This is a genomic window from Roseateles saccharophilus, assembly GCF_031458095.1.
GTDB classification, from domain to species: Bacteria; Pseudomonadota; Gammaproteobacteria; order Burkholderiales; family Burkholderiaceae_C; genus Pelomonas; species Pelomonas saccharophila_A.
On sequence record NZ_JAVDXU010000001.1, the window covers coordinates 939,250 to 952,660 of the forward strand.

Annotated in this window: 16 protein-coding genes and 1 tRNA gene; 1 reads left to right on the forward strand and 16 read right to left on the reverse strand. The window is 65.8% G+C overall.

Features of this window, described 5'->3' with window-relative positions; genetic code table 11:
* Window positions 1–65: 65 nt before the first annotated feature.
* The 3 genes from arr to J2X20_RS04220 all read right to left on the reverse strand — a co-directional run bounded on the left by arr (window position 66) and on the right by J2X20_RS04220 (window position 2,784).
* The gene (gene arr / locus J2X20_RS04210) at window positions 66–485 is read right to left on the reverse strand and encodes an NAD(+)--rifampin ADP-ribosyltransferase (RefSeq protein ID WP_310261289.1); all 420 of its coding nucleotides are present in this window, start codon (window positions 483–485) and stop codon (window positions 66–68) included.
* A 216-nt stretch (window positions 486–701) separates the two neighbouring features.
* Window positions 702–778: transfer RNA gene (locus J2X20_RS04215), tRNA-Arg, on the reverse strand.
* Window positions 779–795: 17 nt separating this feature from the next.
* On the reverse strand, window positions 796–2,784 hold the full coding sequence (locus tag J2X20_RS04220; RefSeq protein WP_310261291.1) for an OPT family oligopeptide transporter: 1,989 nt from the start codon (window positions 2,782–2,784) through the stop codon (window positions 796–798).
* Between the two features lie 262 nt (window positions 2,785–3,046).
* Between J2X20_RS04220 and J2X20_RS04225 the strand changes: the two genes are divergently transcribed.
* A complete protein-coding gene (locus J2X20_RS04225) occupies window positions 3,047–3,442 on the forward strand; it encodes a hypothetical protein (RefSeq protein WP_310261294.1) in 396 nt (131 codons plus the stop codon).
* A gap of 6 nt (window positions 3,443–3,448) precedes the next feature.
* On the opposite strand, the gene J2X20_RS04230 is transcribed toward J2X20_RS04225, so the two are convergent.
* Genes J2X20_RS04230 through fliF form a run of 13 tightly spaced genes read right to left on the reverse strand, consistent with a single transcriptional unit; the run spans window position 3,449 to window position 13,411 of the window.
* A complete protein-coding gene (locus tag J2X20_RS04230) occupies window positions 3,449–4,189 on the reverse strand; it encodes a sigma-70 family RNA polymerase sigma factor (protein ID WP_310261297.1) in 741 nt (246 codons plus the stop codon).
* Window positions 4,143–4,883 (reverse strand): flagellar type III secretion system pore protein FliP, encoded by a 741-nt coding sequence (gene fliP, locus J2X20_RS04235; RefSeq protein WP_310261299.1) that lies wholly within the window; start codon window positions 4,881–4,883, stop codon window positions 4,143–4,145. The genes J2X20_RS04230 and fliP overlap by 47 nt, the downstream gene beginning before the upstream one ends.
* Entirely contained in the window at window positions 4,880–5,215 is a 336-nt protein-coding gene (locus tag J2X20_RS04240; RefSeq protein WP_310261301.1) for a flagellar biosynthetic protein FliO, read from the reverse strand. The genes fliP and J2X20_RS04240 overlap by 4 nt, the downstream gene beginning before the upstream one ends.
* Entirely contained in the window at window positions 5,212–5,586 is a 375-nt protein-coding gene (locus tag J2X20_RS04245; RefSeq protein ID WP_310261303.1) for a FliM/FliN family flagellar motor switch protein, read from the reverse strand. Before J2X20_RS04245 ends, J2X20_RS04240 begins: the two co-directional genes overlap by 4 nt.
* A complete protein-coding gene (locus J2X20_RS04250) occupies window positions 5,544–6,257 on the reverse strand; it encodes a FliM/FliN family flagellar motor C-terminal domain-containing protein (RefSeq protein WP_310261305.1) in 714 nt (237 codons plus the stop codon). Before J2X20_RS04250 ends, J2X20_RS04245 begins: the two co-directional genes overlap by 43 nt.
* The gene (locus J2X20_RS04255) at window positions 6,254–7,447 is read right to left on the reverse strand and encodes a flagellar hook protein FlgE (protein WP_310261307.1); all 1,194 of its coding nucleotides are present in this window, start codon (window positions 7,445–7,447) and stop codon (window positions 6,254–6,256) included. Before J2X20_RS04255 ends, J2X20_RS04250 begins: the two co-directional genes overlap by 4 nt.
* Window positions 7,448–7,466: 19 nt before the next feature.
* Window positions 7,467–7,847 (reverse strand): flagellar hook assembly protein FlgD, encoded by a 381-nt coding sequence (locus J2X20_RS04260; RefSeq protein ID WP_310261309.1) that lies wholly within the window; start codon window positions 7,845–7,847, stop codon window positions 7,467–7,469.
* Window positions 7,831–8,928 (reverse strand): hypothetical protein, encoded by a 1,098-nt coding sequence (locus tag J2X20_RS04265; RefSeq protein ID WP_310261311.1) that lies wholly within the window; start codon window positions 8,926–8,928, stop codon window positions 7,831–7,833. Before J2X20_RS04265 ends, J2X20_RS04260 begins: the two co-directional genes overlap by 17 nt.
* Window positions 8,906–9,484, reverse strand: coding sequence for a hypothetical protein (locus J2X20_RS04270; protein ID WP_310261313.1), 579 nt, complete (start codon window positions 9,482–9,484; stop codon window positions 8,906–8,908). Before J2X20_RS04270 ends, J2X20_RS04265 begins: the two co-directional genes overlap by 23 nt.
* Entirely contained in the window at window positions 9,481–10,791 is a 1,311-nt protein-coding gene (locus J2X20_RS04275; protein ID WP_310261315.1) for a FliI/YscN family ATPase, read from the reverse strand. The genes J2X20_RS04270 and J2X20_RS04275 overlap by 4 nt, the downstream gene beginning before the upstream one ends.
* 3 nt (window positions 10,792–10,794) lie before the next feature.
* Window positions 10,795–11,511, reverse strand: coding sequence for a FliH/SctL family protein (locus J2X20_RS04280; protein WP_310261317.1), 717 nt, complete (start codon window positions 11,509–11,511; stop codon window positions 10,795–10,797).
* Window positions 11,508–11,966 (reverse strand): hypothetical protein, encoded by a 459-nt coding sequence (locus J2X20_RS04285; protein WP_310261319.1) that lies wholly within the window; start codon window positions 11,964–11,966, stop codon window positions 11,508–11,510. Before J2X20_RS04285 ends, J2X20_RS04280 begins: the two co-directional genes overlap by 4 nt.
* Window positions 11,963–13,411 carry a flagellar basal-body MS-ring/collar protein FliF gene (gene fliF, locus J2X20_RS04290; protein ID WP_310261321.1) on the reverse strand — a complete coding sequence of 483 codons (1,449 nt, stop codon included), beginning with the start codon at window positions 13,409–13,411 and terminating at the stop codon, window positions 11,963–11,965. Before fliF ends, J2X20_RS04285 begins: the two co-directional genes overlap by 4 nt.

The window sequence follows — 13,411 nt, forward strand, 5'->3', positions numbered from 1 at the left end:
AAGACCACGGGTCGACATAGAGGACGGCTGAAAGACGAGGCGACCACTTTACCGTTGGGCAGCGCTCAGTCGTCGACCGCTTCGATGCCCTGCTGCCGCAAGCGCGCCAAGTGTTCCCGCATCGTCTGCAGCTGCTCGGCCGAATGCCCCTGCCAGTCGCTGACCTCGCCCACCACCCGCAGAGGGTGCCGCGACCGGTACGACTTGGTGGGGTTGCCGGGGAATTTCTTGTCGGTCAGATTGGGATCGTCGGCGATGGGCCCAGTCGGCTCCACGATGTAGATCCGCTGCGGCCCATCCCCCTGGGCCAGCTCGGCCCCCCAGGTCGCGGCCTCCAGCGTGGCGCTCAGGTACACATGGTTGGCCTTGCGTCCGGTGCCGTAGTTGCTCATGTAGCCGGGCGCAATGAGGTCGCCTGGCTTCAAGTCCGCACGAGTGCCGTGATAGAGCGGTTGCTGATCGATATCGACTCGGTCGTTTCCCATGTTGGCCCCAGCGGTGGTGAAAACGGCCGCGACTGTCTCACAAGCCCGCCCAACAACCCCGTAAGCCATTGATACAAAAGGGAATTTTCTCCAGCAAGGAAATTCCAGCGCTACACTGTGGCCCAGCGCAACAGCCGTTCAGCGGCATCAGGCCCGCATGAAAAAAGCGCCCAGGCCGTTGACCGACCTGGGCGCCCGAGAGCGTGAATTCTGATGTGGCCTGCCCGGAGGGACTCGAACCCCCGACCTGCTGCTTAGAAGGCAGCTGCTCTATCCAGTTGAGCTACGGGCAGACTTCAACTCGTGATTATCAGATCAGCACGTTGATGATCGCGTTGCCGATGCCCATCAGCGCGGCACCCGAGATCAGGCCGGCGCAGATCGGCTCCATGCCTTCGACCCACACGCGGTGGCCCTGGGTGCCGGCCGTCTTGTGCTTCTTGGCCATGATCCAGAAGATCAGCGCGCCGACGAACATCGCAAACGTCGACTCCGGCGGCAGCGTGACGCCCAGGCCCACGGCCACGGCCGACAGGCCGAAGCGGCCCTTGGTGGCGATGCGCGTCAGCTCCATCGCGAGGGCCGCAAAGGCGGCGACACCCATGGAGATCAACGCCGACGTCGGCAGGCCCTTCAGGCCCTTGGCGATGATCTCGGCCACGCCCTTCCACTGCAGGGCGGCCGGCATCGCGAACTGGTCAGACACGATGGTGGCCGCGCTGCGCACGCCGTTGGCGTCGGGCTGCAGGAACAGCAGGAAGAACAGCGGCACGCAGACCAGCACGCCGGCCAGGTTGCCGATGACGTGGCCGATGGCCTGGTGGCGCGGCTTGCCGCCCAGCATGTAGCCGGGCTTGATGTCGGACAGCAGATTGGCCGCGTTGGACGCGATCTCGGCCGTCATGCCGGCCGGCAGCAGGTTGGAGCCGGGGTTGCTGCGGTCCAGCGCGCCCATCGTGAACTGCGTGATCTTGGACAGCGAACCGGTCGGCGTCCACGACGTCAGCGCCATCGAGTTCGTGCAGATGATGGTCAGCACGAAGATCAGCGGCAGCGACACCAGGGCCAGCCACAGCGGCACGCCGAAGAAGGCGTGGGTGATGTAGCTGCCGAACAGGCCCAGCACCGGGATGCCGATCCAGGAGATCCACAGCGGCACCTCGATGTCCTTCAGCAGGTCGTTGCCGGCCTTGGCCTCGGTCTTGGCGGCCGGGCTCTTGCGCTTGAAGGCGCTCGTGAAGATCTCTGGCTTGGCCAGCAGGCCCACCAGGGCGCCGACGACCATCATCGTCACGCCCCACCACAGCGACCATTGGTTGACGATCTCGGCGCGGTTCAGCGGGATCAGCGCGCCATTGGCGCCGAGGCGCGGCGCGATGTCGCCGCCCTGGATCATCAGCGGCGCAAGCACGACGAAGTTGATGAAGGCACCCAGGAAGCAACTCGTCGCCACCGCAATGCCCATCAGGCCGCCGACGCCCAGCATGGCGGCGTCCAGCGTCAGGCGCAGGCCGAGCTGGCGGATGTCCGTGCCCATGATGCTCGGGATCAGGTTCGAGGCCTTGCCGGCCCACATGTAGTAGTAGTCGTCCAGGCGTTCGTGGAAATGCCAGGGCTCCTTCAGGCCGGCCCACTTGTCCAGCATCAGGATCTTGAACTGCACCAGCTTCATCCAGCCATCGCTGACGAGGGCCTGGTAGAGCGCCGTCACGCCCGACACCACGCCCAGCAGCTTGGCCTTGAAGATGCCTTCGTCACCAGCGCCGTGGTACAGCGAATCCAGCACCACGCCGCAGGCGCGGCCTTCCGGGAAGGGGGCCTGGTCTTCGTTGATGAAGCGGCGCTTCAGCGGGAAGGCGATCAGCACGCCGATGGCCGCGATGACGAAGATCCACAGCATCAGCTGCCACCAGGGCGGGATGACGCCGGTCACCATCATGTAGGCCACCAGGCTGGAGAACAGCGGCGTGACCACATAGCCCGAGGCCGTCGCGATGGACTGGGTGCAGTTGTTCTCGAGGATGGTGTAGTCGCTGGCGATGCCGCTGGCGTGCAGGGCACGGAACAGCGCAAAGGCCAGGATCACCGACGTGAGGCCCACGCCGACGGCAATGCCCGTCTTGGCGCCGATGTACAGGCCCGTGGCCGACAGGATGCCGCCGAGCAGGAAACCGGTCAGGCCCGAGCGCAGCGTCAGCTGGGCCATGTCGCCGCGGAAGACGTTCTTGAACCACCACTCGTCCTTTTGGGCGCGAGTCATCGTGGCGATCTGATCGTCGGTCAGGTGTTGGAGTGCCATGGGATCAGGGCGGCGCTTGTGGCGCGGCCTGGTTAAGCAAAGCTGGGGATTGTCCCGGCCGACCGCTCGGTCGGACTTTGGGATATGCCCTGGGTCAAAGCCCCTGGATTGCGGGGGCCCAAAAAAATACCGCCACGGCAAAGCCAGCGGCGGCCCTTCGGTGCGCAGATGAGTTCACCCGCGCCTGCTTGGTCAGCGCGGCACATTTTGCCAGCTTTCGCCGGACGGGCCGGCGCCACAATGCGATGGCTCGACCCTCCACATGACGGCACCCATTTCTCCCCTGATTCACGCCCTGCGCCTGCTCAAGGCCGAACTGGCGCAGGCACGTCCGTCCCCGGCTCAAGGTCAGGCAGCGGGAGGCGCTTCAAGTGGTTTGGCCCATGGCACGGCCCCGCTCGCCGCCGCGACGGCCTTGCAGGGGCTCAGCGCCAAGCTCAAGGCCGCCCGCGCGCAAAGCGGCGGCGCCCTGCCCCGCTCCAAGGCGCTGCGCCTGTTCGTCGAAGCGGCACTGCTCGATGAACTCGGCGGGGACCTGCAACTGGACCCGGCCCTGGAAGGCCTGGTGGAGCGCACCTGCCGGGCGATTGAACAGGATGCCGCCAGCGAAACGCTGCTGAGCGAGGCCTTGCAAGAGCTGCAGTCCCTGGCCGACTGAGCTGCATCAGCCATCGCCGCTCAATGTCTTGAGCTCTATCAAGCGCTGGCGCAGCCGCCGCAGCGCAGCATGATGAAGCTGGGAGATTCGCCCCTTGGTCAGGTTCATGCTTGCGGCGATCTCGTCGAACGGCTGCTGCTGGAAGTAGTGCCGGAAAACCACCCGCCGCTCCGCTTCGGGCAAGCGCTCCGTGAGCTCGGCAAGCCGGCGGCGCAGCTGAGCCAATTCCATGCGCGCATAGGCGTTGTCGGGCTCGGCCGGTTCTTCGGCCTGGGCGAGCCCCGAGTCCTCAAGGGCAAAGCCTAGGGCCAGGCTGATGGCGAGCTCGGCCAGGCGCTCCAGTGCCGGTTTGTCCTGCGGCGTCGGCTCCTGCAGAGACTTCGCCCGTTCTCGCACCAGCTCACGCCGCACGGCCAACTGGCGCTGCAATTCGCTGTAGGCCGGAAGACCGTTGAGCAGGGCGCCCTCGATGCGATGGGTGGCGAAGGTCTCGAAGCGCACGCCGCGAGCCGGCGTATAGCGATCGATGGCTTCGAGCAGCCCCACCATGCCCATCTGCACCAGGTCGGTGTAGTCCAGATCGGCACCAAAGCGCCTGCCATAGACCCGGGCGGCCAGGCGCCGAACGAGCGGCGTGTAGGCATCCACCAGGCTGGCCCGCTCGGCCGGCGACTGGCGCTGGGCCCAGGCCGCGGCACGCTCAGTGGATGGTGCCGAGGAGTGATCGGGTGACGATGTTCCAGCCATCGATCAGCACAAAAAGCAGCAGCTTGAGGGGCACGGACACGGTGGTCGGCGGCACCATCATCATGCCCAGGGCCATCAGCGCGCTGGCCACGACAAGGTCGATGAGCAGGAAGGGCAGGAAGATGATGAATCCGATCTGGAAGGCGGTCCGCAGCTCGGACAGCATGAAGGCGGGGATGAGGTGCAGCATGCTGACGTCGGCCAGGCTCTGCGGCCGCTCGGCATTGGCCAGCTCGATCATCAAGCCCAGATCCTGTTCGCGGGTCTGCCGGACCATGAACTCCTTCAGTGGCTCGACACCCCGGTCGGCCGCGGCGGCCATCTTGACCTTGCCGGCCAGATAGGGCTGAACGGCATCGTCATTGAGCCGTTGCAGCACGGGCTGCATGGAGAACAGCGTCAGGAAAAGGGCCAGGATGATGATGACGACATTGGGCGGCGACTCCATCAGCCCGATGGCATGGCGCAGCATGGACAGCACCACGACGATGCGCACGAAGCAGGTCATGCAGACCAGGGCGGCCGGAATGAAGCTGAGCGCCGTGAGCCCGAGAAAGATGCGCAGCGCCGAAGCCATCTCGGGCGACTGCGCGCCCTGTTCTGCCAGGTTCCATGGCGACGGCGGTGTGCCGGCGGCCCAGGCTGCGCCGGCACCAAGCAAGGCGACAGCTGCAAACAAGCGGAGCCCCTTCATGCCTGCGCGTCCTCGGCGTCCGGATCGTCTCGCAGGCACTGAGTCCCTGCGGGGCCGATGCTGAGCAGCAGGCGTCTGCCCGCATAACGGGCAACCACGAGTTGGGTCTGGGTGCCCAGGCTGCGGGTTTCCAGCACATCGACCCAGGCCTCGCGGCTGCGCGGCCAGGCACTTCGCATGCCGCCGCGACGACGCAGGCCCCAAAGCATGAGTGCCAGCGCGGCCAAGCAAAGGACGATGGCCAGCCCCCATTGGGAGCCGCCCGGAAGGGCCGCATCATCGGCCGACCGATACGGAATGGCCGCGCTGGCCGCAGTGCCTGGAGAGTTCATGGCCGCGATTCGTGAGGCGCCACCTGCACGATGCGGATGCCGAACTGCTCGCCGACGGCAACGAGCTCGCCACGGGCGATCACGTTGTCACCCAGCATCACGTCAAAGGGCGCATTGAGCGCGCGGTCGAGCGCCAGCACGGCGCCTTCCTTGAGGGAAAGGATGTCGCCCACCTTGCTGCTGGCATGGCCCGCAACAACAGTCAGCTCGGCCTTGACGCCGGCCAAAGCGGCCAGCCGTTGGCTGGGGGCAGCCGCCTTCGAGCCGGCTTGCCCGTTCAGCTCGGGAAGTTCGATGGATTGAATGGTCATGGCTTGCTCGAACCGAATCAGGAGGCCAACCAGCGCACCGCGCGCCGAGGTGGATTGCAAATGGCTCCGAGATGTGCGGACAGCGCCAGCTCACTGCCCGGGGCCACCATGCGCAGCGGCGCGTCCAGCGTCTCCCGCAGAAGAAGCACGTCGCCAGGCGCGAGCTGCATCAGCTCGTCCAGGTTGACATCGGCTCGCCCCAGCTCGGCAACCAGTGGCACGGCAACATCGGCCAGCGCCCGTTCCAGGTTCACGCCGGGCATCGGCCTGGCCCCTGGCACTGCAAGCTTGCCGCCGGCTCGCAGCTGGGCGCATGTCAGCAAGAGACCGCAGCGCTGCCCGAGCAGTTCGACCAGGACCAGAACGCCCTGATGTCCCAGCGGCCCATGCACCTCCTCGCTGACCGACTTGGACGAGAACGTCTCGCCAAGTTCGCGCGTCAAGGCCAGGGCGACTCTGCGAGTGACGTTATCGATCACAGCCGATCCAGGCGCATCGAATTTGAAGAGTGCCTGGGAGAAGGATTGCCTCAAGTCCTGCGACGGAGCAGCCATCAGATCGATGAAATCGCGAGGTATTGGGGCAGCGGCCGCAAGCGGTTCGCAATGGACCGGCATCGGCTGCGGCAAGCCCCAGGCAGCAGCCCAGCGCGACAGCACGCCGTCCACGTCTCGAGCGACAGCGCCGCATACCGACGCCGGCACCCAGGCGAGGTTTTGAATCGCGCTCAACGGTGGCCCTTCATGTCGAACAGGTCTTGCAGCAGCTCGTTGGCCGTCGAGACGATGCGGGATGAGGCCTGGTAGCCGCGCTGCGCAACGATGAGATCCGAGAACTCGCTCGCCAGATCGACGTTGGAACCTTCGATCTGACTGGACCCGATGCTGCCGAATCCACCCTGATTCGCCTTGCCGATGTGCACACCCTGTCCGGAGTCGTAGGTGAAGTCGCTGCCGCCCTGCGGCTTGAGCTCGGCGTTGGCGTCGAACCTGGCCAACGCGATCCTGGCTCCCTTGGCGTTCTGGCCATTGGAGTAGCTCAGGCCCATCGTGCCGTCGGCATCGAAGCTGATCTGGCTCAGCGTCCCGACGCCGTAACCGTCGCTGCTGCCGACGGCCAATGACGAAGTCGAACCGGTGTCGAAGCTGGTGACGTTGCCCGAGAAATCCAGCGTGATGTTCGTGCCAGCCACGCCCGCGGGCGCGTAGGTGAAGTTCAGCGTATTGGCGATCGGCGATGGAATCCCGTTGCTGAACTGAATCTCGCCGGCCGCCACGTCGGTCGTCCCGTCGGTGATCTTGACCACCCAGGTTCCCGCCACACCGGTCTTGGGCTTGAAGTTCACGCTCAGCGCATGCTCGCCGCCGACCGCATCGATGACTTTGAGGTTGAACAGGTTGAAATCGGTCGCGCTGCTCGACAGATTGCCGCCCATCTTCACCGCCGTCGTCGCCCTGGGCGCCGATATGCGCAGGCCGTCCAGCGTGATCGTGGTTTGGGCGCTCGTCGCTGTCAGGCCCATGACCTGACGCTCGGTACCGCGAACGACCAGCACGCCGTCGCGATTGAACTCGAACTGGCCGGCACGCGTGTAGACCGGATTGCCGGTGCCCTTGTCGCGAGTGACGAAGAGCCCCTCCCCATTCACGTTCAGATCAAGGGGATTGCCGGTCTGGCGCAGCTCTCCGCTGCGGAAATTGACGACCGCCTGATCGAAGGCCACGCCGCTGCCGAACCGCGTGGAGCCGCCAGAGGATGGGCCGGAACCGTCACCGGCGCCGGCGTAGTAGAGGCTGGCAAACACCGAATTGCTCGCCTTGAAGCCGGGGGTGTTGAGGTTTGCGACGTTGTTGCTGATGACCTTGAGGTCTGCCGAGAACGTCTGAAGGCCGCTGGTGCCGATGAAGATGGAGTCGAGCATGGGGGTCCCTTGAAGTTTCTTACTTGACGGCCGTCACTTCGGCCAAGCTGATATCAGTCACAAAGCGTCCGTTGCCCGCGTCGACCGTCAGACGGGGTGAACCCGACGTGAAGGAGAGCGCTGTAACCCTCCCGTTTGCCGTGGCGCCGGTTTCCGTCCTGACGTCCACGGTCTTGCCAAGGAGGCCGACCGACTGCATCGATGCCTGAGCAGTCAGCAGGGAGCCCAGCTTGTCGTTCATCTCCTGCGTTTGCTGCAGCGAGGTGAACTGGGCCAGCTGGGTCACGAATTCCGTGTTGTCCATGGGCTTGAGCGGATCCTGATTGCCCAGCTGGGCAACGAGGATCTTGAGGAAGTCCTGGATTCCGATTTGGGTGACTGCGTCAGTGCTGGTTGCCATGGCGAGCGGATTGACTGTTGGGTGTTTCAGAAGCGGCGGCCTCCAGACGGCGCGCGGCAACCGTTGCCGTGTCTTCGGGTCCCTTGGACACGTCTTGCAGTTCGCGATGCCCATTGACGACCACCTGCACGCGTGCGTATCCGGCTTGCATCAAGGCCCTCGCGAGGCCTTGCGCTGCCAGCTGCGATTCATGCGATCCCAGCTGCGCGTCGCGCATCGAGGCAAGGACTTCTTGCGCGCCGACTTCCCGCAGCATGAGGTGCCGCGGCGCCGGCTTCTGATCCGGGCTGGTGGTCGACATCCGCTGCGGTGCGGCCTTGCCGGCTTCCATATCGCCATGGTCCGCCTCGGTAGACGGCAGCAGCGTCGGCGCCGCAAAGGCCGGCATGGAGCCCGGCCTGGTCGCTGTGGAGATGGTGGTGGTGCTGGTGGCAGCGACTCCTGTCGAAGCCTCTTGCTCAGCGGCGTTGCCAGCTGGCATGGCGCAGGCGGCGCCGGGGCCGCGCAGCGCACGCCCCGCTTCACCGTGGTCATTCTGTGGCGAATGCCGCAAGGTGTTCATCTGAGGCATGCCAGACCCAGCAATGGCCGTGTCGGAAGCGGCGTCCTGCGACTTCTGCTCCCCAGGCCGGACCTGTACGTGCTGGGTCCATCCGTCCGATGGCCGATGTGCATCCGTCGTCATCGCTGACATGCCGGCCTCACTCGACGCCAGATGACGGTCGCCAGCGCGGCTTGCTGACGCAGCGTGCACCCCGCTCATCTCGCTACCGCCTCCCCCTTCCATCTGAGCAGGGTTGGCCAGACCCCGACGTTCTGCAGAAACGGCCACCGAGGTTGACTTCGTGCGAATAGACGGGGACTCGGCCTGGACGCCGGCTGCCCTCTCGGCAGAAAGGGCCGGTTCATTTGCCGCTGCCGCCTTTTCATCCGGCGAAGCCGCTTGTGCCTGGGCCTGATCTGCTCGACCCCAGGTGTCCAGCCATTGGCGCTCGAGATCCTGCAGCAGACGCTTCTGGAGGGCCGTGCTGTCTTCGGGCCGCCCGCGCGGGACCACGCTACTGCCGTGTATCAATGTCATCGGAACCTCCTCCCTGTGGACGTGTCTTTGGAGAGCCCCCATCGGGGTCGATTTCGCCCGCCACCGGCGAGGCCGGCACCGCGATGGAACACTCGGGTTTGGGCGCCCCCCAGGGGCGTACGAATTGCCCCAACAGCCAGGCCTCGGCGGCACCCTGGGTTTCCTTGTCCCACGCCTCTCGCCGACGCTGCTCGGCGGCCTGTTGGGCGACCTTTTCCAGCGTTCGCTGCACGGCGTGGGTCTTTTGCAAGTCCGTCATCGCCACTTCCATGCGTGCCTGACAAGCCCGTTGAGACTCGCCGGCCACCTCGGCCTTGTCGCGCAGGAACCCGTGGAAGAGTCGGTAGACGCCATCCAGCTCAAGGCTCAGGGAAGCATCACGGCGCCGCCCTGCCCACGACTGGCTCAAAGTGTGCAGCGCCTGGCTGGAACGGCTGGCGAGTTGCTCGGCCGCTGACAACTCATCCCGTGCCTGCTGAGCGCGTTGCAGATGGTCGAAGGTCTGCGCCTGATGCGCGCGCACCGCGGCCTGCAGCCAAGTCCCGTGCCGCTTCATGACGCCACCCGCTGGCTCAACGCGTCCACCAATGCCATGCGCGTTTGCGGCAGGCTCGAGCGTTCCGCTGGCGCCTGCCGCAGAAACTCGTTGATGCGGTCCCAGTTCTGCAGCGCATGGTCCATCTTGGGATTGCTGCCGGCCTTGTAGAGACCCATGTCCACCATGTCGTGCTGGCGCCTGTGCACAGCCAGCAGACTGCGCAACTCCTTGGCCAGTTCACGGTCATCCGGCTTCAGCAATTCCTCGTCCAGACGGCTGACGCTGTTCAGTACGTCGATGGCGGGGTAGTGGCCGGCATTGGCCATCTCCCGGCTCAAGACGATGTGCCCATCGAGGGTGGCCCGCAGTGCATCCGAAACAGGCTCGTTCAGGTCATCCCCGTCCACCAGGACCGCATACAACGCCGTGATCGAGCCCGCGCCCAGCAGGCCGCCGCAACGCTCACACAGGGCTGGAATGGCCGAAAAAACAGACGGCGTATAGCCGCGCGCCGTCGGCGGTTGGCCGGCAGCCAGGTCGATCTCGCGGCGCGCCATCGCAAAACGGGTGATGGAGTCCATCATCAGCAGCACATGCCGCCCCTCGGCACGGAAATACTCGGCGATGCTGGTGGCGGTGTAGGCGGCACGCGCGCGCACGACGGCCGGCTGCTCGGCCGTCGCGACCACCACCACGGTCCTGGCCCGCGCTTCGGTGCTCAGCCGCTTCTCGAGAAAATCCTGGACCTCACGGCCGCGCTCCCCGATCAAGCCGATCACAGCCACATCCGCAGTCAGGTTGCGCGCCAGCATTCCCAACAGCGAACTTTTTCCAACACCGCTGCCGGCAAAGATGCCCATGCGCTGGCCACGTCCCAGCGGCAACAGGGCATCGATGGCGCGAATGCCGGTTTCGAGCGGCTCATTGATGGGGGCACGAGCCAAAGGATTCAGAGGCAGTGGATGCAGCGGCATCTCTCGCACCGCCCCCGCAATGGCGCCGTCGATCGGCCTTGCAAAGGCATCAACCACCTGCCCCAGGAGACCAGTCCCCACTTGCACGCTGGGCTGTACATCCAGGGCGACCACCTCGGCGCCCACCGTCAACCCTTTGCAAAGCGCATAGGGCATCAGCGTGATTTGATCGCCATGGATGGCGACCACCTCGGCCTCCATGCGCTCGCCGCCCGTTGTGCGCAGCTCGCAGATATCGCCCAAGGCAGCGGCCGGACCGCGGGACTCGATTCCCAGGTCGGTCACTCGCGTGACTCTGCCCACGCGCCGGTACAACGGCAACTGGGCGAGCGCTTGAGGCCAGGTCGACAAGGCTCAGTCCTCGGTGCCGGCGCGTTGGCGCCGGAGCTTGTCGAGGCGCTCGCGCAGCAGCTCGAGTTGAACCTCGAGGCGAGCATCCAGGGTCTGAACATCCGACTGAATCAGGCAGCCGCCGAGGCCAACCTTGGCGTCAGCCGCGAATATGACGTTCGCCGGCCAGGCATCCGACGCCATGGCGCCACCAGCCACAAGACTCGCCAGATCCTGTGCATGCAGCAGCACCGTCAGTGATCCCTCAAGCCGCGACTCCGCCAGCACTTTGCGCACCACGGCCGCGGCGTCCTCGGCAGCACGCTGGCCCAGCAGGCGCACGACGGCCACGAAAGTCCACTCGGTGACTTCGGCCTCAAGCTGCTCACGCAATGCCTGGGTCTGGCTGGCGAGGGCAGAGGCCAGACCCCGCCATTTCTCGGCCTGCTCCCTGGCGTGCCTGTCCTGAAGCCCCTTGAGCTCCTGCTCGAGCCGCGCTTTGGCTTCGGAATCGGCCCGCAGCTGAGCCGCCTGCTGAGCGAGCCGGCGCCCCTGCTCCTCGCCTTCGGCGCGGCCCTGCTTGATGCAGCGGTCCTTGAGCGCCTCCAGGTTGGCCTGGCTGATCCAGATTCCCGGGTCATCCAGCGGCGCCCCGCCGACCTCTGCCGGACTGCGCAGGACGAAGCGCGAAGCCGGCGACTCCGTCGCCAGACTCGCCTTCAATACCGACTTCGTGCTCATGCTGCAGCACCTCCTTGGGCCAGCGCGAGCTCGCGCCAGCTTTGCATCACGGCATCCTGCAGGCTGGGTGTCCAGGCCTGTGCAGCCACGGGGCTGGGGCGAGTCAGGAGTTCATAAGGCCAATGCATCAGAACGGCTTCCCGCTGCGATTCGGGCAATGCAGCAAGCAAAAGGCTCTGCAGAACTGGGGCCTCCTGCGCCAGCACGATGCACAGCCCTCGTGCTTCCTCGACGGTCGGCCCCTCATCGGACGAAGCCCCGGCAAGCGCGGCACGAATGACGCCCGAATCAGGCGTGATGGCCAGGTCTTTCAGCTCGCGCAGCAGCTCGCCGAGCGCGCGCCGGTCGGATTGCGGCAGTTGCTGCAAGAGCCAGTTGCGATCTGCGGGCCGCAGCGCATGCAAGGCCAAGGCTGCACGGCGCTGTCCGGCAGAGGTCTGCGATTCCAGATTCATGACTGCGGCCCCAGCCATTGCTTGATCGAAACCAGCAGCGCTTCGCGTTCACGCTCACTGAGCGCCGGCGCCTCCCTAGCCGGAGGCCGGCGCCGAGTCCACCAAAGCGCGCCCATCACAAGCAGGGCCAGCCCAATCATGGCGATCAACACCCTGGCAACTGCTCCAGTACCTCCCTCGCCTGATGGGCCGCCCGGATGTACCGGCTGGACCGCCAGCTCTCTGGAAGGCAATGCGGCCTGACTGGCCGCCGGCCCGACAGGCAAACCCAGAGCGCCGAGATCCGCGATCGAATGCACCGTCACCATGTCGCCGCGCGCAGGCTGCAACCCCACCGCGGCGGCGACCAGCTGTCGCACGCGCGCAAGCTCGGACTCGCCCAGATTGCGTTTGACGACCACGGCCACGTTCAGATGGGAAATCTGGCCGCCCTGCGACACCACCTGGGCGACGCGCCTGCCGGTCTGGTAGTCGGTCTCCTGCGTCTGAACCTGTGCGCTCACCACACCACCATTGACGCTGGTGTCGCCAGCGGGCTCCCTGGTCACGGTCCGCTCCCGAGCGATGACCCCAGCGGGGTGACCGCTCTGCCCTCCTGCGGCGCCCAGCGCCTCCTCCGTCGTGATACGCGACTGCTCATGATTGAGCACCACGTCCACGGCCACCATTGATTCACCCGGCTGGAACATCTGATCCAGCAGCCGCGCCGCCTTCTTGGTGAGATGGGCCTCCAGCCCCTGGCGCGCGTCCAGCTGGCCGCTCGCCAAGCCGGCGTCCTCTCCGCCCGCGTGCGACAGCACCACGCCATGCTGGTCCAACACCGTGACGTCCTCGGGCTTGATCTCGGGCACCGACGCCGCGATCAGGCGCTGAATGCCGACGACCTGATCCATGCGCAGGGATTGGCCGCCCTTGAGCGAAACACTGACGGAGGCCTTGGCTTTGGGGCCATCCTTGCGGAACAAGGTGGGGTCCGGAAGGGCGAGGTGGATGCGCGCATCCTGCACCTGATCGATGGCGAGAATCGTCCTCGTCAACTCGCCCTGCAATGCCCGCTGGTAGTTGACCTTCTGAACGAAATCGCTGACGCCAAAGTCGGCGTTGTTGAACAGCTCAAAACCCACCGCGCCATGCAGCGGCAGTGGCTTGCCCATCAGTGCCAGGCGTGTGCGATGCACGGTATCGGCAGCGACCAGAATGGAGCGGCCGTCCTCACTCAGGCTATAGGCTTGCTTGAGCTTGTCGAGCTCAGCGGTCAGGACCGCTGCGTCGCGCTCGGCCAGGTCAGAGAACAGCACGGCCTTGGGTACGCGCTGCGACCACCAGGCCAAGGCCAGGACAAGCCCGACGACAGCCACCAGGCTCAGGCCGAAACCCAGCTTCCTGCGCGTCGACCAGCCTTCGAAGAAGCCGCCCCATACGGCGGTTCGGGATTCGGTACCCAT